Raw genomic sequence first — 26353 nt, forward strand, 5'->3', positions numbered from 1 at the left:
CCACTGGTCGGGATCGGACGCGGACAGCGGTAACTCCTTGATACCGGGGCGGTGTTCTACCGTCGGGAGGCGGACTTCGGCGCCGCGGCCACAGGCGACCTGTTCGTGGCGGCCGATGCCGCAGCGGAAGGTGGAAGGGGCACGGCACGGCGGAAGTTGACCCCGATGCTCTTCAGCATGAGCCGCTGGGCGGCGAGTTGGACCAGCACGGCCTGCTCCCCGGCGCTGTAGGAGGCCGGCAGCACGACGGCGGACTCGTTCGGGCGGTACTGGAAGTGGCGGTCGAAGAGCGTCATGTATGCCTCTTCGGGCACCGAGTCGTACGGTGCTCCCACCACGCCGTCCGGATACCAGACCAGCGTGAGGGTCCGCGCGACCTCGGACGCGGGCTGGCGGTGTGGCGGTTCGGGCTGGTCGAGGCCTTGGCGCGGTCTGCGGCCACGGCGGTCTCGTAGCGGGGCAGTAGACGCCGGGTGATGGCTGCGGCGGCGCGCGCCGGGTGGTTGGGGACGGCGATGCCGTTCGGCTCGTGCACCGCGGAGGTCTGGTGGCGTGTGACGCCCGAGGGTTCCAGCGCTGCCACCACGAACTGGTGGCGGTAGTTGGGCCGGTCGGTGGTAGAGCTGCTCGCCGTCGGGGCCGGTCAGGACGGCGTCATGGCCCAGGACGTACTGGCTGACGATGTGGTCGACGTGGCCGAGGTCCCAGAGCCGTTCGACGGTGGGGAACTGGTCCGCATAAGTGCGGTGGCGGTGATACTCGCTCGTCCACATGCCGGGCAGACGCTCGGCGAGGGCGGCGGCTACGAGGGCCAACGAGGCCTGGCGGGGTGCGGGCATCGGTTCCTGGGCTGGGGCGGCGGGTGGTTGGTTCATGGGCGGGTCAGCGCCGTGGTTTGCCGGGTCCGGGCTGGGGGTCCGGCGGGGCCGGAGGTGTGGCAGGCGCTATGCGGGTCTGTTTGAGGAGCGCGTCGAGGTCCGGGGGCGGGTCGTAGTGCGCGTGGAGGATGTTGAGATCCGCTTCGGTGGCCATGGCCAGCGCGGTGGCGATGCTGCTGGCGGCGCCGCGAAGCAGCCAGGGCGGCGAGCCGGGTTCGGCTCCACGGTTTCGGCCCTTCCACTTCGCAGTGGCCGCCAGGTGGTCAATGACCTCGTTCAGGAACAGTTCGACCGCGTCCAGCAGGGTGTTGAGCACGGTGCTGAACTCGGCCGGTGTGTCGGCCGCGTCCAGAGCCGTGCGGTAGGGGCTCAGGTCCGGGGCGGGGAAGGGCTCGGGCGGCAGGGGGTGCCGGGTACGGAAGGCTTCGGCGTCGCGATCGGCCCAGCGGCGCAGGTCCTCCCTCGTGGCGGAGCGGGTGTGGTAGGCACGGATCTGCTCGGCAGTGCGGCCGACGTTGTCGTACAGCTCGAAGTCTGGGTGCTGCAGGGGGACTCCAGTCGATGGGTCAGAGTTGCCGACGGCCCTGGCGCGGCGGATGCGGGTTGAAGGGGGTGACGGATGTCCGGGCGGGATGGGCCGGTGCTGCGCGGGCGGCAAGACGGCGCAGCCCGACGTGCACCGCCGCGTTGAGGGTGTCCGTGACGGGCCAGCCGGCCGCACGGAGTCGCTCGGCCGGTTCGAGGCCGCCGGAGAACAGGACCGGCTGCGCGCCGACGGCCCGGGCGGCCCGCGCGTCGTCGAGGGAGTCGCCGATGACGAGGAAGGGGCGGGAGCGGTTGTCGGGAGGCAGGGCAATGAGATGGTCGGCGAGCACGGCTTCCTTCGTCCCGTCCGGGCCGCGGCGTCCGTCGATCCGGGCGAAGAAGCCGGTGATACCCAGCCGTTGGACTTCACCGCGCAGGAGCTCTTCGGGATACAAGGAGAGCAGGGACTGGCTGTGTCCGAGGCTGTGCACGCGGGCCAGGAGAGGTTCGGCTTCGTCACGCAGTCGCGGCGGCCGGTCGCGCAGGAAGTCGGTGAAATCCCTTTGGGCCGTGGCCCATTCGTTGTCGGTGAGCGTCCGGTTGACCAGCTGGGTGTACAAGCGGCGCACGGGCAGGACGTGTCGTGCCTGGTAGGTCGCGAGGTCGATGGGAGCGGCCCGCAGCCCTTTGAGCGTGTGGTTCACGGCGCCGAGCAGGTCTGCTCGGTCGTCTTTGAGGGTGCCGTTCCAGTCCCAGACAATATGGATGGACATGGTGCGGTGGTGGCTCCGATAGATCACGGGGGTGTGCGGGCGTTACCGCAACCGGGCGTCGGTGTCGAAGAGCGACAGCTCGTGCGGATGGAGGAGGTGCTGGACGATGAAAGATCGTCCGGCGACCTTCCACAGGCCGCGCCCTCGGTTGAGATGGGCGAGTGCGTCGCTTTCCACCGAGGTGAGGCCCAACAGGGCTGTTGCGGCATGGAGTTGGTCGGTCTCTTGCCGGTAGATGATGCGGGTGGAGCAGTCTGCGAGGAGCCCTTCGGCGAGGGCGCGTCCGCGGGATCCGGCGTCGCCGGCGGTGAGCAGGTCGGACAGCCGGTGGATGACCATGAGGTTGGCGATGCCCAGGCCGCGGCTCAGCTTCCACTGGGACTGCATGCGCTGCAGCAGGCCGGGGTGGCGCATCAGGCGCCACGCCTCGTCGTAGACGATCCATCTCCGGCCGCCGTCAGGGTCGGACAGGGCGGTTTCCATCCAGGCGGACGCGCAGGTCATGGCGAGGACGAGTGCGGTGTCGTCGCCGGTTCCGCCGAGCCGGGACAGGTCGATGGTCAGCATCGGCGAGTTGGGATCGAACGCCACCGTGCTGGGAGCGTCGAACATCCCGGCGAGGTCTCCGTGGACGAGGCGGCGCATGGCGTGGGCGAGGTCGCGGGAGGCGTCGCCGAGCCGGCCGGACATGATGCCGCCGGCCGCGTCGAGTTCGGCGGGGTCGTTGAGGGTGGCGGCGATGTCACCGAGCAGCGGGGTCCTTCCCGCCGCGGCGGCCCGGGTGACGACCGCATCCAGCGCGACGTCGAGGCCGGTGTGCTCCATCGGCAGCAGCTCCCGCCCGAGCACGGTACGGGCCAGCGAGCCGAGCAGCAGCAGACGGCGCTTGCGGGTCTCGCCCGCCCAGTCGGTCTCCGAGACACTGTTCGGCCGCGGCGCCGCGTCCAGCGGGTTCAGCTTGCCGGGCAGTCCCGGCCCGAGCGCGATCGAGGTGCCGCCCAGCGCCTGCGCCACCGGCGTCCACTCCCCCTTGGGATCACACGGGACATAGACCCGGTATCCGAAGGCGATCGACCGTAGCGCGAAGGACTTCGCGAGCGCCGACTTGCCCTGTCCGATCACTCCGGCCAGCAGCACATTCGGATTGGTGAAGCCCTCGAACTTGCCGTACAGGGCGAACGGATCGAAACAGAACGACGCCTCCGCGTGCACGTCGCGGCCGATGTAGATGCCCTCGGCCCCCAGCCCGCCCTCGGCGAGGAACGGATACGCCCCGGACGCCGTGGCGGTGGTCATCCGGTGGGCGGGCAGCTTGAGCCTGCTGTGGCGGGCGGACGCGGGTCCGGGCCGCCCGGCGGGCGGAAAGAGGGGAGAGGGCATCTCCTGTTCCTCCGCGGCGGCGCCACCGGTGCGGGCGGCTGCTTCGGCGCGGGCCTTCGCGGCGGCCTCGGCGAGCTGACGGCGGGCGGCCTGGCGGGAGGCGCGGTCGCTGCCGTGCGGGGTGAACAGGGGGCTGGTACTGGCGCGGCGGGCACGGCGTGCGGGCCGGTGACTCATGACGGGGCGGCTTTTCACGAAGGCGGCGGGTCTGGACGCGGCGCGGAGGTCAGACGACCGGCGAGGCGGTGAACAGCACCGGGCTGCGATACCCCTTGCCGTCGCCCGACCAGTCCAGCTGGATGTAGCCGTCGGCGAGGTAACGGCCCGATCCTGCCGGGTACTTGAGGGTGCCGGTCGAGTAGGAGCCGTTCCCGTAGCCGCTGCTGTGTTCGAGCGCGTACTCCAGCCCGGTGTAGGCACCGGACTTCACGACCGGGTCCGTGCCGCTGACGCTGCGCTTGGTCTGGAGCTGGAACTTGGCCTTGTTGAAGGTGTACGTGCTGCGGTTCTTGGCCGTGTACGGGCCGTCCCAGTACACGGTGGCGGTGGTGTAGATGGTGGCGCCGGAGCGCATGGCGCACAGCGTGACGTCGAAGTCCCAGTTGTCGGAGTCGGGGCCGTTGTAGCTCGGGTCGTCGACGGAGTGGCTGCTGGTCTTGCAGTGGTAGCTGGCGGCGGACGCCGGAGTGGCGGTCGCCAAGGCCGCGGTACCGGCGAGCGCGGCGAGAATGAGGACGGCGGAGGTGGAGCGCTTCAGGGCGTGCAATTTCAGGGCCTTTCGGTGATGCGGGATTACCGGCTGCACGTCGTGGTGTGGCCGTGCAGCGGGGTGTTGAGATCGCTCGGGGTGGTCTTGCGGCGGACGACGTGACCGGCGGCGAGGTGGCGCCGACAGATGGTCAGGACGGGCGGTCCCGCGGGTAGCTGTTCGGGGGGACATTCCGTGTCCGTCGGCGTCTCATCCGCGGCGGGCAGGAGGTGGTAGGCGTCGTGCACCGCGGCGGCGGCCTGGAACAGCCGGCTATGCGCGGTGGCCAGATGGCGACCGGCGGCGGGATGCGGCGGCCGGGAGGTCTCGGCGAGCTGGTCGAGCAGCTGGTGCAGCGCGGTCAGATGGGCGTGCAGGACGTCGAGGTGCACGCGGTCCGCCGACGAGGAGACCGGCTCCCTGCGGGGGGTGAGGGTGCGGGCGTGGTGGCGGATGCCGGCGCTGGCGGCCCGCAGATACGGGTACGCGTCGCCGACCGGGAGAGCAGAGGTCAAAAGGGGGAAAAGTTCCTTCCTGCCGTGGCGGCAGGGCGTCGTCCGGTGCCGGGGCGGGATTACAGGGTGGTGCGGGCGAGCGGGAGAGCGCCGAGCGTGAAGGCGGCGGGCTGCTGGTAGAGGAGCCGGCGCAGGTCGACCTGGGCGGTGACGGCGGCGGTCTCGATCTGCGCACACGCGGCATCGAGCAGAGTGTCGGTCTCGGCGGACACGGTGAGCAGACCGGTCAGGGCCACATCGGCGTGCCCGGCGATCAGCTGGCGTTCGCGGACCTTCACGTCGGCGTACTCGACGGAGTCGGCTTCGGAGTCGACCTGCCCGCGGCGGGAACGCTCTTTGGCATCCGCGATGATCGCCGCCTTGGTGCGCTGCACGTCACGCAGCGCGGACTCGATCCCCTGCGGCACGTAGATGAGGGAGAGGGTGCGGCGGACCCCGGCGGTGAACATCACGGGGTGGAGGAACCCGGCGCTGGTTTCGGTGCGGGGCCAGTCCTCGACCCAGTAGGTGGCATGCCGTGCGGTGTCGGTGGCGAGCCGGTCGTACTCCTCGACCTGGACCACGGGCCCGGCCGCGGCCGGGGTGGCCTCGGCCCGCCCGGAGGTGGACCACTGCTGCAGCGCGGACAGCGCGCTGGGGTCGTAGGCGGTGCGGATGACGGCGGCGATCTCGCGGGCCGTAAGCCAGCTGGTCACCATCAGTCCGGCACTGCGCGCGGCCTGTGCGACCGACGCCGTGGTCTGCTCCATCACGGTGAACGCCCCGGGCAGCCCGCCGCCGGCCTGGGAGATCAATCGCTTGGCGGCCTTCAGGTCGAGGGAGATCGCCAGGTACGTCTCGTGCGGAGCTGCGGTAGGGCCTGCGGAGGCGACCAGGTCGGAGTAGATCTGTCCGGCGACCGGGGCGTCGGGGCGGCCCTGTCGGGTCCAGTGGCGGGCGAGGGTGTCGCCGGAGTCGGGGACGGTGCGTTCCAAGACCTGCACGGTGGCGACGTGCCCGGTCCGGGCAACACCGGCCAGGGCCCGCCCCCAACTGCTCACGTTGTGGTTCTGAGCGGCAGGGTCGAGGAGCGCGAAGGCGCGTGAGGCGACGCGGGCGACGGCGGTCAAAGTCTGCTGATGCGGGTCGTGTACGGCGGCGGCGCCGTTGGCGGAGTCGCCGGGGGTGACGACACGCAGGGAGGCGGCGGTGCCGGGCAGGTGCAGGATGCCGTCCTGCCGGGGTCGGGTGACCGGCCGGGCCAGCCACAGACTCTGGCCGGTGCGCCGCCGCTGGGCGAAGCGCCAGACGATCGGTGCCCAGTCGATCAGTGAGCGGCCCTGCCGGCGGACGGCGACCAGGGCGATGACCGTGGCCCACAGCGGGGTGAGCGCGAGGGCGCCGAGCAGCCCGGTGGACACCACTGTGACTAGGAGCAGCGCCAACGTGCCCGAGGTGAGGACGAGTTGGGGCAGGGAGAGGCCGAGCAGGATGCCGCGCCGGGACCGGCGGGGGAATTTGACGGTGAGCGGGGTGGCGGTGAGATCAGACAAGGGCCGCTTTCGGTGGTGCGCGTGAACGGTGGCCGGGGCGGCACGCGGCGAGGACGTACGCGGCGTGTGCCGCCCCGGAGTCGGGCAAGGTCACAGACCGGTGGGCGGCGGCGTTCCGGTTGCGCCGGCGGTGCCGGTCGGGTTCGGCGGAGGCGGGGCACCCTGCGGCGGCGGAGCCGAGGTGCCGGCGCCGGGCTGCGACATGAAGCCGCTGCCTCCGGAGGGCGATCCCGGAGCGCCGCCCTGTCCGGGGGCACCGCCGATCTGGCCACTGGTGTCGTCACGGGGACTGGTCGGCGGGGGCTGAACAGCCTTGTCCGGACCGCTCTTGATCCCCTCGGTTGCGGACGACGGCGCGCTCGGGCTGCCGCCTTCCTTGCCGGTGCCCGGCGTGGGGTGGGCGGCGATGTCGCCGGGGAATCCGCCCGGAACCGATTCCGGTCCCTGAGGAGCGGCGCCCGCTCCGGCTGCGGCTCCTCCGGTGGCGACCGCGGCGGCGGCCTTGCGCCCGGCGCGCTCGGCATGCTGGCGGGCGAATTGCGCGCCCGCGCCGCCGGAGCGGTGCAGCGTTTCCGCGTCGGAGCCTTCGGAGGCGGCCCAGTGCACGAACTTGAACGTCGCGTACGGGCACAACAACACCAAGGCCATGATGACGATGCCGGCCATCACGTCGGCGAGGGCGGCGATGCCATCCTTGGCCTCCGTCTTGCCCATCGCCGCGATCCCGAGCACGAAGATCACGGTCATCAACAGCTTGCTGACCACAAGGGTGGCGGTGGCTTCGATCCACCCCTTGCGCCAGCGCCGGGCGACCTCCCAGCCGCCGCCGGCTCCGGCGAAGACGGCGAGGGTGACCATGACGAGGATGCCGACCTTGCGGGCCACCATCACGCACCAGTAGAGGAAAGCCCCGATCGCGGCGCCGACGCCGACGAAGACGGTGACGAGCCAGCCCAGTCCGGACAGTTCGGCGATCTGTCCCACCTTGACGATGCGCCGCACCGCCGTGGCGATGTCGAGGTTGGCGGCTTTGAAGAGTCCGTCGGAGAGGGCGTCGACGAGTTCGATGACGACGGTGGTGAAGGCGATCGCGGTGAAGGCGAACATCACGCCGGTGGCGGTGCCGGTGAATGCCTGGGTGAGTGCCTGGCCGTCGCGGCGGATCGCGGCGCGTACCAGCTGGGCGCAGAACGTGCCGACCAGCATGATCAGGCCGATCGGGAGGATCATCTCGTAGTTGTCGCGGAACCACGTCGCGTTGAGGTCGACGTTGGTGGTGGTGTTGACTGCCTCGGCGGCCAGGTCGGCTGCGGCGGCGGCGAGTTCACCCGCGCTCTTGGCCATCCAGTTGCCGATGGCGGCGCCCGGGTCGGAGGCGAAGTCGACGGCGTCGCCGACGGCGCAGAGTTTGTCCGCGAGGGGGAGGTCGCAGAAGCCCAAGAGGCGTCATGCTCCTTTCTCAGGTGGGCTGGGTGTGTCAGGGCACGACGCTCGGGGCGATGGCGACCAGGGAGCAGTTCGCGTTGGGGCGGCACTGCACGGCGAGGGTGATGGAGCGGTCCTCGGCTCCGGCTCCGCCCTTCTTCCAGGCGATCTGCTGCTTGCCGGTGACGGTGACGGCGTAGATGTACGCCTTGGTGATCGCCGACGGATCGTCTGCCAGTGCTTCCTTGAACGCGGCCGGGTAGTGGGCCTCGGTTACGGTGGAGGTGGCGTACTGGTCCTGGTCAGCCATCCGCGACCACAGCACTGGATCCGGCACCTGCGCGACGATCGAGGGCCAGTCCCCGTACTTGGTCTCCGCCGTCAGCCACGCCCGCATCCCGGCGAACTCCTCATCGCGGCTGGTGGTGCGGGTGTCGTACGACCACAGCATTGCGGCGGCGGCCTTGGCGAACGCCACCGGGTCGGCGACCGGTGGCGGCGTCGCCACCGAACCGGCACCGGCCGATGCTGTCGGGCCGGCGGATGAGGAGGTGCTGCTGCTCGGCTCGGACGACGGGACGGTGGCCCGGCTGTCGCCGGTGGTGGTGCGGCCGGTGAACAGGGCAACGGCGGCGGCCAGGGCCAGCAAGACGGCGAGGCCGGTCGTGATGACCGTGACGCGCTGCCGGGTGGACCAGCCGAGGCCGTAGCGGGACAGGGAGGGGAGTCGTTTCGGCATCAGTGGACTTGCGACCCCAGGGCGGAGAAGAACGCCACGACCCCGTTGGCGGCGCCGAGCCCGAGGGCGGCGCCCGCCGCGACGACGGCGCCCTTCTTGCCGTTGGCCTCGGCCTGGTGGCCGCCGGTGTGGTGGCCCCAGGCCCACACGCCCAGGGAGACGGCGAGCGCGCCGACCACCGCGACGATGGCGAACAGGTTGATCGAGTTGACCACGTTCTTCAGTACGGCCAGGCCGGGCAGACCGCCGCCGGAGGGCGTGATGCCGGGGTCGTAGGCCAGGTACTGCACGGTTTCGAGCAGGGGCAAAGAGGCTCCTTGCGCGCGCCGAAGGCCGGCACGCGGGAATCACAGAAGAAGGGGGAGGGAGGCGAGCGCCTGAAAGAGGGAGGGCCGATGGCTCGACGGGGGGCGGCCGGCCAGATCGACGCCCGCGCAGGGAGGCGTGCACGAGAACACGGCTGGTACCGCGGTGAGGCTCGGGCGAGGCCGCGCCTCGGGCGGGCCGTTGGCGATAGCGCTCCGGCTCGGAATCCGAAGTGGCGGCCGGGGTGCGCTACTTCGGGATCGACGGGGTGGGGGCGCCCTTGGTGCCGTACGGGTTGGCGCACTTGTAGATCACGTAGCCGCGCAGCTTCTTGCCGTCGGACTTGCGGGTCACGGTGCCCCGGGTCCACCAGGTCTTGGTGGCCTTCCGGTAGACCCACTGGTCGTAGGTGATCTTGTCGTTGCGGTAGGCGACGCCGACCGTGGTGGCCGTTGTCGAAGGCGACTTGCGGACCTTGACCGCGCTGCACGAGATCTTGGTGGTGTCGGTGTCGTACGCCTGCGCGGTGGAGGCGGTGGCCAGGCCGCCGACCGTGGTGGCCAGGCCCAGAGAGGCTGCCGCGAGGGCGCGCTGGGCGTGGTGACGGGATATCAAGGAGGTGCTCCGTGGTGTCAGGGGGAAGGAGGATCGGCAGGGCGGCGTGTCCTGTGGGCCCCGTCCGCAGGCGGACGGGCCTCTGGTCAGGGGTGGTGAGCCCGGGCTGCCGGGGCCCGGAACGGGGATCAGGTGACGCGGCGCGCGGCGAGGATGTCCCAGTCCGCGAGAGGTGTGATTCGAACTGGTTTTCCAGTCCTTGGCGCCTCGATCGCGAGTCCCGAGCCGATGTACATGCCGACGTGTTCGGGGCGGGCGGCGCTGCCGCGGGAGAAGATCAGGTCACCCGGCTGAAGATGCTTGGGCGAGACGGCCTTGCCCTCGTTGATCTGCGTGTACGTGGTGCGGGTGAGCGTGACGCCGACGTGCTTGTAGGCCTGTTGGGTCAGTGAGCTGCAGTCGCAGCGGCTCATCGGGTCGGGGCCGTGCGGCGCGGTGCAGGTGCCGCCCCACTGGTACATCGTGCCGAGCTGCACCATGGCCCAGGCGATGGCCTTGCGCGCCGTCGGGTCGGTGTCCTTGGGGATCGAGTAGCCCTTGGGTACCGAGCCCTCGGGGATGGTGCCGTACCCGGAACCGTCTTCGGTCACCGTGCAGGACCCGGTGGTGGTGTCGGCCGTGCTGGTGTCCTGGTCGGTGTCGGGGAACGTCGCGGCGATGGCCTTCTGGAGGGCGCTCGCCAGCTCTTCCCACTGCGCGTAGGCGTCGGGGTATGCCGAGCGCTGGACCGCCTGGGCGGCCTGGGTGACGGTCAGTTGCTGCCAGCCGTCCACGGCGAGCAGGTGCTTGTAGAACTGGGTGGAGGCGTGGACGGGGTCGCGGATTTCCGTGGCGGTGCCCCAGCCCTGGCTCGGCCGTTGCTGGAAGAGCCCGAGGCTGTCGCGGTCGCCGGAGGAGAGGTTGCGCAGCCGAGATTCCTGCATCGCGGTGGCGAGCGCGATGATCTGCCCCTTCTTCGGCACGTGCAGGCTGATCCCGGTGGCCACGATGGTGCGGGCGTGGGGGATCTGCTCCTCGGGCAGGGACAGGCCCTCGACACGGACGGTCTTGGCGTCCGCGCCGTTGAGGATCTTGGTGACCTGCTCGACGACCGTGTCGGTGTCGACGTCGCCCACGCACGTGAGGGAGGAGTAGGTGCTCTGGGCGGCCTCGCTGCTGGTGGCCATCAGCATGGCCGTGCCAGCGAGGAGGAGAGGGGAGAGGACGAAGACGCCGATGCCGGCGGCTACGCCCTTCAACCGGGGATGCCTCCGGGCAGGCGGTCACGGGCCGCAGGCCGGTGCGCGGGCAGGTGTGAGCGGAGCGGTGACATGACGAGGTCCTTGGTGAAGTCCCGGCGGCGCGTGCGGTGTTGAGGAAAGGGCGCGACGGCCGAGTGGTGGGTGAATCAGGGCCCGGGTGCACGGGTGCGAGTTGCCGCTCGCACCGGCATGGGGGTGTCGGGTCAGGTATGCCAGGACATGGGGGTACCTCCATGAGGGCAGGGGTGGGGATGGGCCATCGGCTGTGTCGGCCGGGCAGTTCCAAAACAGTAAGGGCGGATCCCCGGTTGCCGAAATCGTTGGTGATCGAGGCTTGATTTCGGGGTTTTCGGCAGCGATAGCGCTCAACCGGGGATCGTGCCCTACAGTTTTGGCTCCTCCTCTCGCCCCTCCCGCTGCGCGGACCCGTGGTGCCTTCCTTCCCGTATTCGGTCCCGCGGGTTGTCCGGGCGAGCCGGAGTACCTCTCCCTCCTTCAGCCGAACCGAATTGGGGTATCTCTTTGCCTTTTTCCCTGCATCAGGGCGACGCGCTCGGCGTCCTCGCCGAACTGCCGGACGATTGCGTCGACTCCGTCATCACCGACCCGCCGTACAACTCGGGCGGGCGCACGGCCAAGGAGCGCACCTCCCGCAGCGCGAAGCAGAAGTACACCTCCGCCGACGCCGGGCACGAACTGCCGGACTTCACCGGCGAGAACATGGACCAGCGCAGCTACGGCTTCTGGCTGACCCAGCTCATGACCGAGGCGCACCGGCTCACCAAGACCGGCGGCACCGCGCTCCTGTTCACCGACTGGCGGCAGCTGCCGATCACCACGGACGCCATCCAGGCCGCCGGCTGGCTCTGGCGGGGCGTGCTCGCCTGGCACAAGCCGCAGGCCCGCCCCCAGAAGGGGCGCTTCACCCAGAACTGCGAGTTCATCGTGTGGGCGTCCAACGGGCCGATCGACGCCGCCCGCAATCCGGTCTACCTGCCCGGCCTGTACAGCGCCTCGCAGCCGTCGGGCAAGAACCGGCAGCACATCACGCAGAAGCCCGTCCCCGTCATGCGAGAGCTGGTGCAGATCTCCCCGCCGGGCGGCACGGTGCTCGACTTCACCTGCGGATCGGGCTCGACAGGGGTCGCGGCCCTGCTGGAGGGCCGCTCGTTCATCGGCGTCGAGAAGACCCAGCACTACGCGAAGATCGCAGAAGGTCGGCTTTTGCAGACGATGCAACAGACCCTCTCCCAGGACGACTTGACCCTCACGTCCTGATCCCTGTTGTGCCGTGCGGAACGGCCGCTGGGGTGTGGCCCGCCACGCCCTGGCCGTGCCGCGCTTGGCGTTATAGCAGGCAAGTCCCGGTTACCGAAACCGGGGATTCTCCGGATGGTTTGAGTCGCAATTGATGCCCGACGGCTGCGGCTCAAGGAGGCCCCTTTTCGTGCCTGAATCCATAAACTCCCTACAGGACGGGGAGACGGAACCGGTCCGGCTGCCGGACTCCGACCTGGAGAGTGTTTCGGCGAGCGTCCGCAAACTGCTGGAGCAGTCCGCGGAACAGGCCCGACAGCTCGACAGCCTCGCCTCCGCGCCGCTGCCCCCGGAAACGGCGTTCGGCGCCTTCGGCATGCCGGGTTTCGCGGGCCTGGCGCCCCAGCCTGCGCTGCCGGAGCCCCGCCCGATCCTGGAGCTGGAGGGCGAGGAGTACGAGGACGAACTCGACGCGCTGTCCGACTGGGTGGACGACTTCCTGGTCCGGGTCTACGGGGCGGAGGTCACCACCGCCGCCCCGTGGTGCCAGCAGTGGCAGGAACACCCGGACGTCGTCGCCTGGCTGCACGCCCTGTGGCTGGCCTACCAGCAGCACAAGGATCCCGAGGCCGGGCTGAGCGGCCTGTTCGTGTGGCACCGGGACTTCCTCACCCACGCCATGGCCGCCGTCCGGGCGGCCGGCGGCCCGCTGTCGGCATGCATGACCGATCCGGACCGGCCCGCCCACCGCCTGCTGCCCGGCCCGCGGCCCTCCAGCCGGACCACCTCCTCTGAGAAGTCCGAGGAGCAGGAGGAATCGGTGGGGAATGGCGAGTCCGGCCGGGTGGCCGGATGAGCGGTCAGGACCGGCCGGCCTTCGGGCTTTCCTTCGACCCGCGTGCTCTGACCGACCTTCTCCAGGCCCCCGGCGACATCCGCGACCTTGCGCTCGCCCAGCTCCAGGACATCGTCAACGCCCGCCTGTTCGGCGCCAAGCTCACCCGTGAGCTCGTCGGATGCCGCAAGGTCTACGTCGATCACCGCAACGCGTGGCGCATCGTCTACGCCCAGCGGCCTGCGCCCGCCACCTCCACGTACATCACCGAGATCCATGTCGTCGCCGTCCGTCCGCGCCAGGCGCACGACGTGTACGACACCGCCCGCGCCCGCCTCGGCATCACGAGGCGGCCCCTGGGCGAGCGCACCCACGCCGCCCGCTCCCGTTCCCCGCAGTTGGGCGTCCGCCCGCCCGTGCCCAAGCCTGGACCGCCGCCCTACGCGCTGCCCGGCCTTCCCCGCCCCGCACTGTCCTCGCCCATGAAGGGCCCCACTCGTTGACGCAGTTCCCCAGCCTGATCGACCAGGTCGCCGCCGCCGTACTGGCGCCGGCCCAGGTCACCGAGAACCCGCACCACCGTGCCATCGTCGATGTGTTCGCCGAGATCCAGGACCTCGATGGGCAGCTCGCCGACCTGGCCGGCACCGAACCTGCCGTCGGCGTCACCGCGACCGAGCGGCTGGTCGAACGCATGGCGGCCGGAGCCGAGTTGAGCGCGCTGCTGTCCGCCACCTGCTGCTGCGCGGCGGCGTACGAACCCGGACCCCAGGGCGAGGACGAGCCGGTGGACGACGAGGAGTTCGACGGTGCACCGGACCTCGATCCCGACGTCGAGAGCTTCGACAACTTGGGCTTCGAGGAGCCGGAGGTTCCCGACGACCCCGACGATCTGGACGGCCTGGACGTCTACGACGGTGTTGATGACCGCCACGAAGACACGTGTGAGGAGTTCCTGACCTGCCCGAGTCAGCCGTGGACGATCGTCCACGCGTGCCTCGACATCTTCGACGCCCTGGGCGCGGCCCAGTACATCAGCACCACAGAGCTCCTCGCGCGCATGCGCGACCTGCCCGGCGAGGCCGAGGGACGCTGGCGCTACGCCGACCTCACCCCGATCCGTCTCGCCCTGCTCCTGCGCCCCTACGGCGTCCAGGCCCGCAAACCGCGCAACGCCGAAGGCAGCCGCTACCGGGCCTACCGGCGCGACGACCTGCAGGCCGCCCGCTCGGACTGCTCCTGCTGACCCACCCCGCCCTCGCATACACCCGAGAGGTGACGGCGGCGGACGGGGACCTGGTCGCAGCCTTCCACGCACAGTGCTCCGAGCAGAATCTGCTGCGCCGCTGGGGCCGTATGTGCCTTGCGCCCCGTGACCTGGCCCGGCTGCTCGCCCAGGCGCGGTGCTGGATCGGACTCGACGCGAACGAGCGGCCCCTGGCCCTCGTCTGCGTCGGCCCCATCAGCCGTCAGCGGGGCGTCTTCGACCTCGGACTGCAGGTCGCCGACGACCATCAGCGCCGCGGCATCGGAACGGCCATGGCCCGCCACGCGGCCCGGATGGCCCGCATCCGCGGGGCGCACACCCTCACCGCGTTCACGCACGCCTCCAACACGCCGATGCTCCGGCTGCTGGAGCGCCTTGGGCCCACCCGGCACACCCACGACGGCCCTCATCTCGAGGTCCGCGTCGCCCTGGACGCCTACGCCCCGGCCCCCGGCCCACCCACACGGACCGCTCCGAAATGACCTCGCCTTCCGCGTCCTCGCCCGACCGCCGCCCGCGCCCCGTGTTCGACCACCGGATCGAGACAGCCGCAGGGGGCAGCGCCGAGGCGCTGTGGAGGCACCGCACCGCCGGCCTCCTCGACACCCCGCACGCGGCTTTGGCGGACGCCCACCGCGAACTCGTCAGGGCCGAGCGGCCCGCGCCCGGCTCGCCCGCCTGGCCTCCGGCGAATTCCCGGTTGATCAGGCCCTGCTCACGCGGATCGAGCGCACCGTCGACCAGCTCGCGCACGCCATCGACGTGCGCGACGCCCGGCAGGCCAAGACTGTCGCCGCGCTTGAGCCGATCGAAACCGCCGCCCCGCCGCGTACGCCACAGCACGTGGCGGCAAAGGAAATCGCGGCCCTGCTCGCCATCGCCCAGGGCGCCACGCTGCACGAGAACCTGATCACGCACCGGCTCGCCGTGGCGACCGGTTCACGCACCCGCATCTCCTACGCCCAGCTGCAGCACCTGGAGGCGAGCGGCCTCGTGGAGCGTGACACCTCCCACCCGGTGCACGCCGGCCAGCCCGTCACCCTCACCGACGCCGGCAGGGCCGCTCTCACCGTCCCGCGTCCCACGGGCCCGCCCGATACCACGCCGCCACCCCGGCCGACAGCCCCTCCGTCTCCCGTGCACTCGCGCCGCTGAACCAGTCAACCCGACCGCAGCTCTGTTGGCGCCGCCGAACCGAAAGCACCGATGCCCGCCCACTCACCGGATTTCCGCCTCGACGGCTACAGGGCCCTCAACGACGATGTCGACGACCAGTATTGGCAGCACATCGGCATCGAGGAGGACCAGCTCACCGTCCTGGCCGAGCACCACACCAGCGATGACCGGAACAGCTTCTACATCCTGCACAACGGCGCCGTCACCTGGGGCATCCCGGGTGATCCCCAGCTCGTCGCTCTCCACCTGAAGCGCGACACCATCGCGCGGATCTTCCAGTTCGACCACGCCGCCTTCGCCCTGCCCGCGATGGCCCAGTCCTGGCTGATCGCCCACGGCTGCCCCGAGGAGCAGATCCTCCTCGCTGATGGCATGGGCAGCACGCCTGCCGACCAGGTCACCCGCGCCCTGGAGCAGCGACTGCGCCGCGATGGCGACCATTTCGCCCTGCTGACCAGCTACACGCACGACACCGGGCCGATGGAGATCACCGTGCTCCTGCGCGCCCTCGAGGAGCAGGCGCCGCTTCCGTTCCGGATCCTGCTCGAAGAGGTCGACACCCAGTCGCGGACGCACACCCTGCGGGAGGGCGGCTTCGCCACCTTCGAGGCCGCCGCCCAGTGGTGGGAGGCGCACTGGAGCGGCGAGGGGATCCCGCTGCCGCCCACTTCGCCGGCAGCACGCCACACCACCGCCCCAGGTGTCCCCGCTCCGTCGGCGCGCCCCGCTCCGCGTCGTCAGGGCCACTGATTCAGGGCTCACCGGCCTAGCTCCCGCCGTACCCGCACGGCGCAAATCCGGCGGCCTTCGGCGAGGTGGCGCGGAAGGTAGCACGTAATCCCCGGTTACCGAAACCGGGGATTCTCCGGACTCTTGTTCTCGGCCGCGCGGAGTCCGCCCACGGCCATTCCGCCCGTATGTCCTCTTGCTGATATGGAGCTCAATTCCCCATGCGCTCAACCCACATAGCTGTCTCCGCAGCCCTGCTCGGTGCTCTCGCGCTGCCGCTGGCCTCCGCCGCCACCGCGAGCGCCGCGCCCTCCCTGGCTCCCGCCTCCGTGACCGACCCGACCTGCAGCAAGCCGGGGCCGTGGACGCTCACCGCTAAGGCCGTCACCATCCGCGCCAAGGCATCCGTCAACTCCAAGGCGCTCGGGATTCTGTACCGGGGCCACAAGTTCACCGTGCACAAGACCAGCGGCAAGTGGCGCTACATCACCGACAAGACGACCGGCGTCACGGGCTGGGTTTCCGCCAAGTACGTCTATCGTCCAGCCGGCATGTGCCTGGACTAACAGGCCGACATCCAATTCCCCTGTGCGGCATGTGAGTTCGATGATTCGCCTTCGTGCTGACCGGATTCGCGGCCCAGAATTTCCCGCCCCCGAGAACGCGAATGATAGGAGCCCTTTTCGTGCCTGAGATCAGCCAGGACGTGCTGGGCGTCGTCGCCGAGCGGATCGAAGACCGCTTTGAGATGCCGCTCGCCGATCTGCGCCGAGCAGTCGCGGCGGCACCCCAGGCCAACCCGGATGCCACCAGCGTCGTGCGCTGGTACGGCCTGCTCGCCGAATCCCAGGACGCACTCGACACCGCGGAGGACGCGCTCGTCGCGGCGCTCGGATCCGAGCCGGGCGAACTCGACGACGCCGCCATGGAGTTGGCCCACCGGGTCAACACCGCGGTCGCCGCACGGGACGGGCGCGCCATGGTCGTGGACTACCTCCTCGACCCCCTCGTCCCCGGCAAGCGCGGACCCGGCGCCTGGCGGGGCGCCACCCCTGCCGCGCGCCGCGCTCCCGCTTTGCCCACCTTGGCGCCCACACCGCCCGGCACGCGGGGTGTTCCGGCGCGAGGGGTGACGCGATGAGCGTCATCGACAAGGCCACCAGCCGCGACACCGCGCTGGAGAAGGCATTCGGCGCATCCGTCGCCGACCTGTATGCGCAGGCGGCCCGCTGCGAGACGGATGCCGCACTGCAGCGTGCGCTGGAACTGCGCAGCTTCCTCGCCGTCGCCGAGGAACAGGTCGTCCGCGTACGGGACCGCGTCCGCGCCGCGATGTCCGCCGATCGCGACCTGGGCGAGCTGTCCGCCGAAGACCTGCGCTGGGACGCCCAGTGGCTGGACGCGGCGCTGGCCGGCCGCAACGGCTACGTCGCCGCCCTCGACGACCTCCTGCGGACCATGCCCGCTCCCGGCCAGCGCCCGCGCCGGCCCGTGCAGTTCGCCCAGCCGAAGATCACCGTCACTGCCCCGCCCGCCCCCGGTGCCGGGGCGGTGCGGACCAGCCGCCTCTGAAGGTCCGCCGATTGCCCCAGCCTGACACGGCTCACCCGGTCTCCGAGATCATCGCCCAGCGCATCGAAACGCTGTTCGGGCAGCCGATCACCGAACTCGAAGCCCTCGCCGACAGCACTCCCGACGCCACCTTGCTCGCCGCACTCACCGGCGGCCACAGCGACCTGGTCCTCGCCGAACGCACCATCGCCTTCCAACTGGCGAGGCTGCGCGAACTCACCGCCCCTGACCGGGAGATCGGCCGCTTCGCCGCCGGGCACATCCTCGACTGCGGCCGCCGCATCGCCGAGGCCGTCGCCACCCGCGACACCTGCGCCAAGAACACCGGCGCGGTCCTGGCAGGACTGCGCCGCGCACCGGCCCCGGACCCCGAACCTGCGATGCCACCCCCACCTGCCGCCCCGGCGCCCGCCCCGTCCCGCACCCGCTGATCTGCCCCGCACCGCTTGAGGAGCACCATCCTTGGCCACCACTGCTCAGCCCCTCGTCCCCCCGAACGACCTCGCCAGTGTCACCAAGACGTTGGATCTGCTCACCCCCCGCTGGAGCGTGTGGGTGCTGATGACCCTCTCCTCCCAGCCGCTGCGCTACGCCGAGATCAAGCCCAAACTGCCGTGGCTCGCCGACGGCCAGCTCCACCCCCGGCTGCGCCACCTCACCAGCGCCGGCGTCGTCGAACGCACCGAGTACGCCCCGCGCCACGTCACCTACGGCCTGACCCGCCGCGGCACGGAATTGCTGCCCGTCCTGGCCCAGATCGCCTCCTGGGGCGACACCCACCTGGAGAAGCAGCTCGTCACCAGCAAGGCCACCGGCGCGCTGGAGCCCGAGCGGATCCCCCCGGCCCAGAACATCGACGACACCATCGTCCTGATCTCTCCGCGGCACGCCACCCCGATCCTGATGACCCTCATGTCCCGGGGCCGCGCCAGCGCCAAGACCCTGGCCGCCGAGGCCATGCCCGGCTACGGACTGAACACCGTCTACAAACCGCTGGACCGCCTGGTCGCCGACGGCCTCGTCACGGCCGTCGGCAAGGGCGACTTCCAGCTGTCCGCCAGCGGCCAGGCACTCGCCCCCGTCTTCAAGGCCATCACCAACTGGGCAACCCGCCCACCCGCCGAGACCGACCCGCTTCGCCGACGGGGGAGCGCCCCCTCCCGGACCCGCTCCGGCCCGTGGGCAACCACCCCCGCCCGCCTTCCGGCACCCGCAGTTCCGGCCGCGCCGCCTCCCGCCCCGGCCCTGGCCACCACCGCGCCGCCCCACGGCCCGGCGTGGAAACCCGGCGACCTCTTCTCCCACCAGATACCCGCCCGCCCCATCACCCCGACAGGAGGCCCCCGCCGATGACCGCCTCCCCGCCCGCCCGCATCCTGCGCGAACGCCGCGCGATCCAGACCCTGACCCTGCCGACGCTGATCCGCCTGGTCACTGAGATCGACGACAACGGCCCCATCAGCCGCCGGCGCGGCAGCCTCCAGGGCGCCCTCGGTGACCTCGCCACCGGACAACTGCGCCACGCTATCGACACCGCACACTCCCTCGGCCTCATCCACGCCCGTGGACGCGCCACGGCCCGCTACCAGCTCACCGCGAGCGGCCAGGACCTCGCCGAGGTGTACGACACCGCCGCCCGCTGGGCCCGGGCCCGCCAACTGCCCGACCCGGCCAGTGACTTCGTCGCACGTGTCCAGTACGCCCTCCAACCGCAGGACGACAGCCCGGAGCACACCGGCGCAGCATCTGACGCGGAGGCCCCTTGGGCGGCACTGTCCGCCTGGCTCACGGCGCACCCGCGCGTCCTGCGCCAGGACACCGCCCGCTCCCTGAACTCGGCGCAGGAATCGGGGCGCGCTGCGTGAGATCCTGTGCCGGACCCCGTCATGCCCGTCGGCCGGTTCCCACGCTCCTGCGCAGCATCTACCTGCCGCGCAGCACGGACGCCGCCGCGTTCGCCATGGCCACCTACGGCATCCCGCTGCTGGTGCTGGCCACCACCCACTCCGCCGCCCTGACCGGCCTCGCGTTCGCGCTGGAATGGGTGCCGCGCCTGGTCGCGTTTGCCTTCGCCGGCATGCTGGTCGACCGCCACGGCACGACCGCTGTGCTCCGTACCGCCTCCGCCGGCCGGGCCCTGGTCGTCCTGGCCGCCTCGGTCATCCTGCCAACGCAAGCCGGGGGTCACGGCGCGACGCTCACCGTCATGCTGCTCGCCGCGCTGACCGGAATCCTCAGCGAATGCTCCTACATCGCGGCCGAGACCGCGGGCGGGGCAGCCGGCCGTCAGGCCGGCGCCCGCGCGCACCGCGTGCAGTCGGCGCTGCTGGGCATCGACCAGGTCGCCACCCTGTTGGGCCCGGCACTGGCCGGGCTGCTGCTGGACTGGGCGGGCGCCGCCGCGATGCTGGGCGTGATCGCCGTCTTCTCGCTGCTCACCAGCATGCTGGCACCTCGCGAGAGCCACCGGGCCAAGCCCGCCGCGCCGCTGCCGGTCCTCCAGGGGCTGCGCACCGGATGGTCGGTCCTGCGGGCGCTGCCGACTCTTAGCTGGCTGGTGGCCGGGCTGACCGTCTCCAACCTGGCCGTCGGGCTGTTGCAGGCCGCCACTCCGGTGATCGTCCTCCAACAGCTCGGACACTCCACGGCCGATGTCGGGCTGATCTGGTCTGCCGCCGCCGTCGCCACCCTCATCGCGGTCGCCGTCTGCCGCCGCTCCATTGACCGCTTCGGCCTGTGGCTGGTCGGCGCCGTGTCCGCCACGATCGCCGCCGTCGCGTGCCTGGCCGTCTCCTTCGCCGACACCTACCACACCTATCTCGCCCTGATCGCCGTCCTCATGGCCGGCGAAGGCGGCATGACGGTCGTGCTGCGCACCGTGCGCTCCCGTCTCATCCCCGCCGACGTGTTCGGCGCCACCCTGTCGCTGACCATCCTGCTGCTCCTGCTGCCCTTCCCCATCGCCGGCGTCCTGGTCGCCACCGTGCCGCCCACCCAGCTCGGCCACCTGATCACACTGTGCGCCGCACTGCAGGCCCTGAGCCTTACCGCCGCCTTCGCCCGGCTGCGAACCGCCCCCGCCCTGCGCGCCCGATGCCTCTGATCCGCCCGGTCACGCCCAGATCCCCTCTCGGAGACCGCCTCCATGCTCACAGCCCGCACCCTTGCCACCCCCCAAGCCTTGCCGGTGGACCGGCCGTCGTTGCGAGCGGGTGCGCGCCCGACGCTGACCGACCGGATCGCCCTCGGCGCCACCCGGGTCGGGCTGAAGGCGCTGTTCAAGGACCTGCGCTGGCAGCTCCCGGCGGGCGCGGACTCAACAACTCCTTCACCGCCCCGTACGCCCGCAAGTTGATCGAGGACCACCCCCAGTGGGCGTCCGCCTTCGAGCTGCGCCGACGCCGCACCCCCTGACCCACACACCGTGCCTCAACTCGCCGTCCCCACCGCACCGTTTGGAGCCCTTGTTGTCCTCTCGCCCCGTCGTCCTGGTCGTGGCCGCCGCCGACATGGAGGCCCAGGCGTATCGCGGCACCTGCCTTGAGAGCGTCGCCGCCCACTACGACGTCGTCCTCGTCTCCGGCGCCGAGCCGACCTGGGAGAAGGAGTTCGTCCTTGACCACGAGGTCGCCGATCTTGCCGACCAGACGGCGCTGAATGAGGCCGGGCGCGCGCTCGCCGAGCGGCACGCGCTGGCCGGGGTGATGACGTGGACCGAGTGGCACCTCGTCCCCGTCGCCCGGCTCGCCCGCTGGCTGGGCCTGCCCACCACGACCCCCGAGGCACTTCAAGGCTGCCGCAACAAGCACACCAGCCGCAGCCTGTTCGCCCGCCACGGGGTGCCCTCCGCCGCCTCGGTGAGCGTGCGCACCGAGCACGAGGCACAGGCTGCGGCCCTGCGTATCGGCTTCCCGGTCGTTCTCAAGCCCGCCGCGCACGCCGCGAGCATGGGCGTCGTCCGCGTGGACACCGCCGACGAGCTGCCAGGCGCGTACGCCGTCGCTGCCAGGACCGCCGACCAGGGCGTGGAGAGCACCCAGGTGCTGGTCGAGGAGTATCTCGACGGTCCGGAGATGAGCGTCGAGTGCGTCACCCATCGGGGGCAGAGCACCGTCGTCGCCGTCACCCGCAAGACCGTCGGCTGCGCGCCGTACTTCGAGGAACTGGCGCACGTGGTCGACGCCGGCGACCCGCTCCGTGCCGTCGTGGCCCCGGCCGCCGTCGCCGCGCTCGACGCCCTCGGCGTCACCGACGGCGTCAGCCACGTCGAACTCCGTCTGGTCGACGGCCGCCCCCGCCTCATCGAGGTCAACGCGAGGATCGCTGGCGACATGATCAGCCACCTCGTCCACCTGGCCACCGGCGTCGACCTCGCCCGCGCCGCCGCCGACATCGCCTGCGGACGCACCCCCGACCTCACCCCCACCCGCCACCAGGCCGCCGCGATCCGCTTCCTCTACCCGGCCTACTCCGGCACCCTCACCACCTGCCGCATGAGGGAACCCGTCGCGGGCGTGCAGCGCGTGCGCTTCCAACGACAGGCCGGCGACCGGCTCGTGCTCCCGCAGGATGGCGGCGACCTGTTCACCGCCCGCATCGGCTACCTGATCACCACCGGGCCGACCGCCACCCTCGCCCAGGCCCGCGCCCAGGAGGCGTACCGCACCCTCGACGTCCAGGTGACACCAGCCACGCAGAGGGCCTCGGGCACAGGGGAGCACCCGGCGTGAAGCAGACCGTGGTGCCCGAACTGGCGCGGAGCCGCCGACTACTGATCGGGTACTTCGCCGGCCTGGGCGTGGTGATGGCCGTCTGGGGCGCACGCATGCCCGCCGTCCAGCACGCCGCCGAGATGACCACCGCCGCCCTCGCCTTGGTCCTGCTGTCCGCCGCCCTCGGCATGGTCGCCGGACTGAAGATGGGCGGATGCCTCGCCCACCCGGCCCGCCTCCCCGTGCTGCTGACCGGCGGCGCCCTCGGTCTTGCCGCCTGTCTCGCCGTCCTCGGGGCCTGCCACAGCCTGGAAAGTCTTCTGGTAGCGGCGTTGGTCTTCGGCGCCGCGCACGGTGTCCTCGACGTCGCCGCCAACGCTGCCGCGGTCCAGGTCCAGGACGCTTACGGCCGCCCGGTCATGGCCGGGCTGCACGCGGCGTACAGCCTCGGCGCCCTCGCCGGCGCTGCACTGGCCGCGACCACCGCGCACGCCTCCCACACCGTCGTGTTCACCGCAGCCGCCACCGCCGTCGCGGCGGCGGCATGTGCGGCGAGCAGGCTCACGCGCTGCGTCGCCGCTCCCGCACTCGAACCCGTCCACCGCCGTGTCGCCCTGGGCCAGGACGGACACCATGGCCTGCCGCGGCCCCGGTTGTGGCTGCTGGGCGCGCTCGCGGCAGCAACCCTGCTGGGCGAGGGAGCCGCCGCTGACTGGGCCTCCGTCCACCTCCATGACCTCGGTGCGACCACTGCGACCAGCGCGGCAGCGTACGCCGTCTATAGCGGCGCCATGGCCACAGGCCGTCTCGCCGGTGACCGGCTCACCGCCCGCCTCGGCGCCCCCGCACTCGTGCGCGCCGGCGCCACCCTGGCATCGCTCGGCCTCGCCACCGGCCTTGCCGGTTCCACCATCACCTTCGCCCTGCTCGGCTGGGCGGCCTTCGGCCTGGGCCTGTCCGTCACCATTCCCAGCCTGATCACCGCCGCCGGCACCGGAGGCCCGCGAGCGGTCGCCACCGTTGCGGTCACCGGCTACGTCGGCCTGCTCGTCGGCCCTGCCCTCATCGGCGCCCTCGGCACCCTCACCGCCCTGCCGCACGCGCTGCTGCTGCCCGCCCTCCTCGCCGCGGCCGTCGCTGTCCTCGCCCCCAAAGCCCTGGAGAACCCCGCCCCTTGACCTACAGCTTCTCCTCCCCAACCAGCGTGGACGCCGTGATCCTCGACTACAACGGTGTCCTGGGCGTCCAGCCCACCCTCGCCCAGTGGCAGCACCTCGCCGGGCTGGCCGGCTGGCCCGACACGGACCTCGCCTCTCTCCAGTACGCCTTCTGGAAGGCCCGCGAACCCTACGACGCCGGACAGCTCAGCGACCTCGCGTACTGGGCCAAAGTGCTTGGCTACCACCCCGGCCCGCGCCTGCTGCGCGAACTACGCACGGCCGACATCGCCATGTGGACCCACATCGACCCCCACGTCCTCGACATCCTGTACCGCGCCCGGACCGCGGGGCTGCCCATGGTGCTGCTCTCCAACGCCCCGGCCCATCTCAGCAACGTCCTGGACGCCACCGACTGGCGGCGCCACCTGATGGACGACGCCTTGTACTCGGCCCGTTTGGAGGTGTGCAAGCCCGATCCGGCCGCGTACGAACACGCCCTGGCCGCCACGGGCATCGCGGACCCGGGACGCGTCCTGTTCGTGGACGACCGGGCCGACAACTGCCGCGCCGCCCGCCGCCTGGGACTGCGCACGCTGCACTACACCGGCAGCCCCTCCGACCTGCGAACGGCCTTCGCCTTCACCGCCTGATCCCCTGCCCCTGACCTCCCCCTTTCCCAGGATTCTGTGCCGCTTCACGACGACACCATCGACGGAGACGTCTACGTCTCTCCCCGCCATCTCGCCCGTACCACTGCTGTCGGCGATCCGGGCCTTGACCCGCTGCGCAAACTCGGTTGGGAACTGCACCATGACGACCTCGGCAACGCCTACCTGAACGCCCCGGACTGCAGGGTGCGCCCGGGCTATCTCCCCGAAGGCGATGACGACGGCCTGTGGCGCATCAACGCCTACAAGGATCCCTTCGGCCCGCCCGTGTGGGGCGTCTGCTTCAACGACTCCGCGCCGACGGAGTTCGTGACCGCCTTTACCACCGCGCTCGCTGCCGCGTACGAACGGGGCCCGGACCGCTACCTCGCCCGGCCGGTCTCCGGGAGCAAGGACCGGGACCCGTTCCTCGCCATCGATCCGCTCGTCAACCGCGGCTGGCTGTTCGACCGCCCCCGAGGGGGCGTCTTCGCCGTCCAGTCACCCGACGGGCTCGCCGCCCTGGAGTACACCACCGGCGATCTCGTTGCGGAAACCGAGCTGACCACCCGCGACGCCCGCTGGCAGCTGTGGGCCGGCACCTCCCTCAGCCGCCCCTTCTGGTACGCCACCTTCAGCACCGACACCCCCGTCGCCCTGCTCAAGGCCGTCACCGAGTCCGTCTGCGATCCCGTCCCCCTGCCCCGCTGGCGCGAATCCACCTACAGCTACGTCGAGGACCTGGCCCAGCTCACCCCCATCCTCCCGCCGCGCCCGCCCGGTCCGACCCCGCTCGACGTGCAGCGCCTCGCCTCCCGTCGCCCGGCCGCGCTGCCCACAACCAGCGTCCCGCGCTGGAGCACCACCAGCCGCCTGGCCCTGCCCAGCCCGCGCCGTTAACACCGGCCCCGATCCCGACCGGAGACTCCTTGTCCCTGCAGGCACCCGCGTTCTTTGCCGAACTGTGCCTCCCCTTCCACGACCACACCGTCGTCGGCAACACCTACTACGCGGCCCCGGTTCCGGGCACGCCCCTGCGGCTTCGGATCGACTTCAGCCGCACCATCCACGCCGACACCTACGGCGGGCTGCGTCTGGCGGTCGTCCACCCGGACCGCGGCGAGATCGACGCTGTGGCCCTCGGCTTCGTGGACCACGGCACCTTCCACCGGCGCGACGAAGCCAACAACACCAGCCGCAACACCAGCGGGTACGGCACATTCAACAAGTACCACCGTCCCGGTCGGCCACCGTGGGACGGCGCCGTCACCACCGGGCTGCGCGATGCCATCGAGCAGTACAGCGCCATCTGGTTCCCCGGTGCCTGGAGCGTATCCGCGCCCAGCCACACCGCGAGCCGGTCCCCGCGCCCCTCTGCCGCCGCGCCGGTCACCCGTGCCGGCGCCCGCGCCCGCTGAGCCGCGCCCCCACTCACCGGCCCCGACGTTCGGCATTCGGCGTTCCGTAATTTCCCGCAGGAGCACTGCCTGTGATGACCCACCCCTTGGAGAACCTCGATTCGGCCCAGACCGTGCAGGTGCTTCCCCGCCACCTCGCCGGACCCGGCGCCCTTGACCCCCGCACGGCATGGGCCTTTCCCTTCGACGAGGGCTGGCTGTTCGCTCAGACTGACAACGGCACGGCCGCCGCGTTCAGCCCCTGCCTGCGACTGCAGACCACCTACGACCCCCAGCCCGACAAGCCCGGCAAGGGCACGTGGACCACCACCGCACACCAAGCCCCGTTCACCCCACCGGACTTCACCCCGCCAGCCTGGTGGATCACCTTTGACGCCACCACCCCCGTCGAACTGCTCCACGACGTCCACACCGAACTGCTCGACCTCTACCTCGAAGACCGGCACAGCGACCAAGACCGCTTGTTCCAGGAAGAGATGGCGCCGTACGAGGCATACGCACCGCTGCTCGCCTGTGGTTGGAGCCACGACGTCAAGACCGACGGCACACAGACTTTCCTCGCCCCGGACGAACTCGGTGGCGTACGCCACCAGTACGCCAACGGCGCCGACAGACCAGCTTGGCGGGCCTGGGGCGGATTCCCCAGCGAGCCCCACTGGACGGCCCGCTTCTCCTTCGGGACACCCACCACGCTCGTCGCAGCCCTCGCCGCCTCGCTGATCTCCACCGAGCCACTGCACCGCACCGTCCAGGACATCCCTGTCCTCACCCGCCGCGCCCTCTACGTCACCACCACGACAGCCAGGCAGGCGCCCAGTAACACGCTTGCGGCCCCGCCGCCTCCCGCCCCGGCCTCCGGCCGGACCCGATGACCCTCCCAGCCCCTGATCAAGGAGCCCCTCT

At 71.3% G+C, this 26353-nt stretch carries 32 protein-coding genes and 1 pseudogene; 21 read left to right on the forward strand and 12 right to left on the reverse strand.

Annotation, left to right across the window (positions count from 1 at the left end; translation table 11 throughout):
- Positions 1-56: 56 nt before the first annotated feature.
- From ABZ887_RS01390 to ABZ887_RS01445, 12 genes are all read right to left on the reverse strand, one after another.
- The gene (locus tag ABZ887_RS01390) at positions 57-839 is read right to left on the reverse strand and encodes a hypothetical protein (RefSeq protein WP_361281607.1); all 783 of its coding nucleotides are present in this window, start codon (positions 837-839) and stop codon (positions 57-59) included.
- 43 nt (positions 840-882) lie between these two features.
- Positions 883-1536 carry a hypothetical protein gene (locus ABZ887_RS01395; RefSeq protein ID WP_361281610.1) on the reverse strand — a complete coding sequence of 218 codons (654 nt, stop codon included), beginning with the start codon at positions 1534-1536 and terminating at the stop codon, positions 883-885.
- Positions 1445-2176 (reverse strand): HAD hydrolase-like protein, encoded by a 732-nt coding sequence (locus ABZ887_RS01400; RefSeq protein WP_361281612.1) that lies wholly within the window; start codon positions 2174-2176, stop codon positions 1445-1447. The genes ABZ887_RS01395 and ABZ887_RS01400 overlap by 92 nt, the downstream gene beginning before the upstream one ends.
- Positions 2177-2218: 42 nt before the next feature.
- Positions 2219-3733 (reverse strand): ATP-binding protein, encoded by a 1515-nt coding sequence (locus ABZ887_RS01405; protein WP_361281614.1) that lies wholly within the window; start codon positions 3731-3733, stop codon positions 2219-2221.
- 49 nt (positions 3734-3782) lie between these two features.
- The gene (locus ABZ887_RS01410) at positions 3783-4322 is read right to left on the reverse strand and encodes a hypothetical protein (RefSeq protein ID WP_361281616.1); all 540 of its coding nucleotides are present in this window, start codon (positions 4320-4322) and stop codon (positions 3783-3785) included.
- A gap of 26 nt (positions 4323-4348) precedes the next feature.
- Positions 4349-4819 carry a DUF6238 family protein gene (locus ABZ887_RS01415; protein ID WP_361281618.1) on the reverse strand — a complete coding sequence of 157 codons (471 nt, stop codon included), beginning with the start codon at positions 4817-4819 and terminating at the stop codon, positions 4349-4351.
- Positions 4820-4878: 59 nt separating this feature from the next.
- Entirely contained in the window at positions 4879-6351 is a 1473-nt protein-coding gene (locus ABZ887_RS01420; RefSeq protein WP_361281621.1) for an SCO6880 family protein, read from the reverse strand.
- A gap of 90 nt (positions 6352-6441) precedes the next feature.
- Positions 6442-7791, reverse strand: coding sequence for an ATP-binding protein (locus ABZ887_RS01425; protein ID WP_361281623.1), 1350 nt, complete (start codon positions 7789-7791; stop codon positions 6442-6444).
- A 37-nt stretch (positions 7792-7828) separates the two neighbouring features.
- A complete protein-coding gene (locus tag ABZ887_RS01430; RefSeq protein WP_361281626.1) occupies positions 7829-8515 on the reverse strand; it encodes a hypothetical protein in 687 nt (228 codons plus the stop codon).
- A complete protein-coding gene (locus ABZ887_RS01435; protein WP_361281629.1) occupies positions 8515-8823 on the reverse strand; it encodes a DUF6112 family protein in 309 nt (102 codons plus the stop codon). The genes ABZ887_RS01430 and ABZ887_RS01435 overlap by 1 nt, the downstream gene beginning before the upstream one ends.
- A 247-nt stretch (positions 8824-9070) precedes the next feature.
- Positions 9071-9436, reverse strand: a complete 366-nt coding sequence (locus tag ABZ887_RS01440) for a hypothetical protein (protein WP_361281632.1) — start codon at positions 9434-9436, stop codon at positions 9071-9073.
- A 128-nt stretch (positions 9437-9564) separates the two neighbouring features.
- On the reverse strand, positions 9565-10674 hold the full coding sequence (locus ABZ887_RS01445) for a C40 family peptidase (RefSeq protein ID WP_361281634.1): 1110 nt from the start codon (positions 10672-10674) through the stop codon (positions 9565-9567).
- A 525-nt stretch (positions 10675-11199) separates the two neighbouring features.
- Here ABZ887_RS01445 and ABZ887_RS01450 point away from each other — a divergent pair.
- From ABZ887_RS01450 to ABZ887_RS01550, 21 genes and pseudogenes are all read left to right on the forward strand, one after another.
- The gene (locus tag ABZ887_RS01450; protein WP_361281636.1) at positions 11200-11955 is read left to right on the forward strand and encodes a site-specific DNA-methyltransferase; all 756 of its coding nucleotides are present in this window, start codon (positions 11200-11202) and stop codon (positions 11953-11955) included.
- Between the two features lie 169 nt (positions 11956-12124).
- Positions 12125-12790: a DUF4913 domain-containing protein gene (locus ABZ887_RS01455; RefSeq protein ID WP_361281638.1), complete on the forward strand. Its 666-nt coding sequence runs from the start codon at positions 12125-12127 to the stop codon at positions 12788-12790.
- Positions 12787-13272, forward strand: a complete 486-nt coding sequence (locus ABZ887_RS01460; protein ID WP_361281639.1) for a hypothetical protein — start codon at positions 12787-12789, stop codon at positions 13270-13272. The genes ABZ887_RS01455 and ABZ887_RS01460 overlap by 4 nt, the downstream gene beginning before the upstream one ends.
- A complete protein-coding gene (locus ABZ887_RS01465; protein WP_361281641.1) occupies positions 13269-14015 on the forward strand; it encodes a DUF3631 domain-containing protein in 747 nt (248 codons plus the stop codon). The genes ABZ887_RS01460 and ABZ887_RS01465 overlap by 4 nt, the downstream gene beginning before the upstream one ends.
- 29 nt (positions 14016-14044) lie before the next feature.
- On the forward strand, positions 14045-14518 hold the full coding sequence (locus ABZ887_RS01470) for a GNAT family N-acetyltransferase (RefSeq protein ID WP_361281644.1): 474 nt from the start codon (positions 14045-14047) through the stop codon (positions 14516-14518).
- Positions 14519-14879: 361 nt separating this feature from the next.
- The gene (locus ABZ887_RS01475) at positions 14880-15191 is read left to right on the forward strand and encodes a hypothetical protein (RefSeq protein WP_361281646.1); all 312 of its coding nucleotides are present in this window, start codon (positions 14880-14882) and stop codon (positions 15189-15191) included.
- A 51-nt stretch (positions 15192-15242) separates the two neighbouring features.
- Positions 15243-15962 (forward strand): hypothetical protein, encoded by a 720-nt coding sequence (locus ABZ887_RS01480; RefSeq protein ID WP_361281648.1) that lies wholly within the window; start codon positions 15243-15245, stop codon positions 15960-15962.
- A gap of 200 nt (positions 15963-16162) precedes the next feature.
- Positions 16163-16507, forward strand: coding sequence for an SH3 domain-containing protein (locus ABZ887_RS01485; protein ID WP_361281651.1), 345 nt, complete (start codon positions 16163-16165; stop codon positions 16505-16507).
- A 119-nt stretch (positions 16508-16626) separates the two neighbouring features.
- On the forward strand, positions 16627-17082 hold the full coding sequence (locus ABZ887_RS01490) for a hypothetical protein (RefSeq protein WP_361281654.1): 456 nt from the start codon (positions 16627-16629) through the stop codon (positions 17080-17082).
- Entirely contained in the window at positions 17079-17513 is a 435-nt protein-coding gene (locus ABZ887_RS01495; RefSeq protein ID WP_361281656.1) for a hypothetical protein, read from the forward strand. Before ABZ887_RS01490 ends, ABZ887_RS01495 begins: the two co-directional genes overlap by 4 nt.
- A gap of 11 nt (positions 17514-17524) precedes the next feature.
- Complete coding sequence (locus ABZ887_RS01500) at positions 17525-17944, forward strand: hypothetical protein (RefSeq protein WP_361281658.1); 420 nt, start codon at positions 17525-17527, stop codon at positions 17942-17944.
- Positions 17945-17975: 31 nt separating this feature from the next.
- On the forward strand, positions 17976-18866 hold the full coding sequence (locus ABZ887_RS01505; protein WP_361281660.1) for a helix-turn-helix domain-containing protein: 891 nt from the start codon (positions 17976-17978) through the stop codon (positions 18864-18866).
- On the forward strand, positions 18863-19378 hold the full coding sequence (locus tag ABZ887_RS01510; RefSeq protein WP_361281662.1) for a hypothetical protein: 516 nt from the start codon (positions 18863-18865) through the stop codon (positions 19376-19378). The genes ABZ887_RS01505 and ABZ887_RS01510 overlap by 4 nt, the downstream gene beginning before the upstream one ends.
- On the forward strand, positions 19375-20616 hold the full coding sequence (locus ABZ887_RS01515) for an MFS transporter (RefSeq protein ID WP_361281664.1): 1242 nt from the start codon (positions 19375-19377) through the stop codon (positions 20614-20616). The genes ABZ887_RS01510 and ABZ887_RS01515 overlap by 4 nt, the downstream gene beginning before the upstream one ends.
- A 42-nt stretch (positions 20617-20658) precedes the next feature.
- A pseudogene (locus tag ABZ887_RS01520) lies at positions 20659-20927 on the forward strand (hypothetical protein).
- 95 nt (positions 20928-21022) lie between these two features.
- Positions 21023-22243, forward strand: coding sequence for an ATP-grasp domain-containing protein (locus ABZ887_RS01525; RefSeq protein WP_361282416.1), 1221 nt, complete (start codon positions 21023-21025; stop codon positions 22241-22243).
- Positions 22240-23403, forward strand: coding sequence for an MFS transporter (locus ABZ887_RS01530; protein ID WP_361281667.1), 1164 nt, complete (start codon positions 22240-22242; stop codon positions 23401-23403). Before ABZ887_RS01525 ends, ABZ887_RS01530 begins: the two co-directional genes overlap by 4 nt.
- Positions 23400-24035 (forward strand): HAD family phosphatase, encoded by a 636-nt coding sequence (locus ABZ887_RS01535; RefSeq protein ID WP_361281669.1) that lies wholly within the window; start codon positions 23400-23402, stop codon positions 24033-24035. The genes ABZ887_RS01530 and ABZ887_RS01535 overlap by 4 nt, the downstream gene beginning before the upstream one ends.
- Before the next feature lie 36 nt (positions 24036-24071).
- Entirely contained in the window at positions 24072-24932 is an 861-nt protein-coding gene (locus ABZ887_RS01540; RefSeq protein ID WP_361281671.1) for a DUF317 domain-containing protein, read from the forward strand.
- Positions 24933-24961: 29 nt separating this feature from the next.
- Positions 24962-25450, forward strand: coding sequence for a hypothetical protein (locus ABZ887_RS01545; RefSeq protein ID WP_361281673.1), 489 nt, complete (start codon positions 24962-24964; stop codon positions 25448-25450).
- Positions 25451-25524: 74 nt separating this feature from the next.
- Positions 25525-26322 (forward strand): DUF317 domain-containing protein, encoded by a 798-nt coding sequence (locus tag ABZ887_RS01550; RefSeq protein WP_361281675.1) that lies wholly within the window; start codon positions 25525-25527, stop codon positions 26320-26322.
- Positions 26323-26353: the final 31 nt, after the last annotated feature.

It is taken from the genome of Streptomyces sp. NPDC047061 (assembly GCF_040643955.1).
Taxonomy (GTDB): domain Bacteria; phylum Actinomycetota; class Actinomycetes; order Streptomycetales; family Streptomycetaceae; genus Streptomyces.

Coding starts and splice junctions, on each gene's coding strand:
- ABZ887_RS01460 (WP_361281639.1), top strand. CDS start 12,787: ATGAGCGGTCAGGACCGGCCGGCCTTCGGGCTTTCCTTCGACCCGCGT.
- ABZ887_RS01390 (WP_361281607.1), bottom strand. CDS start 839: ATGCCCGCACCCCGCCAGGCCTCGTTGGCCCTCGTAGCCGCCGCCCTC.
- ABZ887_RS01495 (WP_361281656.1), top strand. CDS start 17,079: ATGAGCGTCATCGACAAGGCCACCAGCCGCGACACCGCGCTGGAGAAG.
- ABZ887_RS01430 (WP_361281626.1), bottom strand. CDS start 8,515: ATGCCGAAACGACTCCCCTCCCTGTCCCGCTACGGCCTCGGCTGGTCC.
- ABZ887_RS01485 (WP_361281651.1), top strand. CDS start 16,163: ATGCGCTCAACCCACATAGCTGTCTCCGCAGCCCTGCTCGGTGCTCTC.
- ABZ887_RS01400 (WP_361281612.1), bottom strand. CDS start 2,176: ATGTCCATCCATATTGTCTGGGACTGGAACGGCACCCTCAAAGACGAC.
- ABZ887_RS01480 (WP_361281648.1), top strand. CDS start 15,243: ATGCCCGCCCACTCACCGGATTTCCGCCTCGACGGCTACAGGGCCCTC.
- ABZ887_RS01405 (WP_361281614.1), bottom strand. CDS start 3,733: ATGAGTCACCGGCCCGCACGCCGTGCCCGCCGCGCCAGTACCAGCCCC.
- ABZ887_RS01550 (WP_361281675.1), top strand. CDS start 25,525: ATGACCCACCCCTTGGAGAACCTCGATTCGGCCCAGACCGTGCAGGTG.
- ABZ887_RS01510 (WP_361281662.1), top strand. CDS start 18,863: ATGACCGCCTCCCCGCCCGCCCGCATCCTGCGCGAACGCCGCGCGATC.
- ABZ887_RS01525 (WP_361282416.1), top strand. CDS start 21,023: ATGGAGGCCCAGGCGTATCGCGGCACCTGCCTTGAGAGCGTCGCCGCC.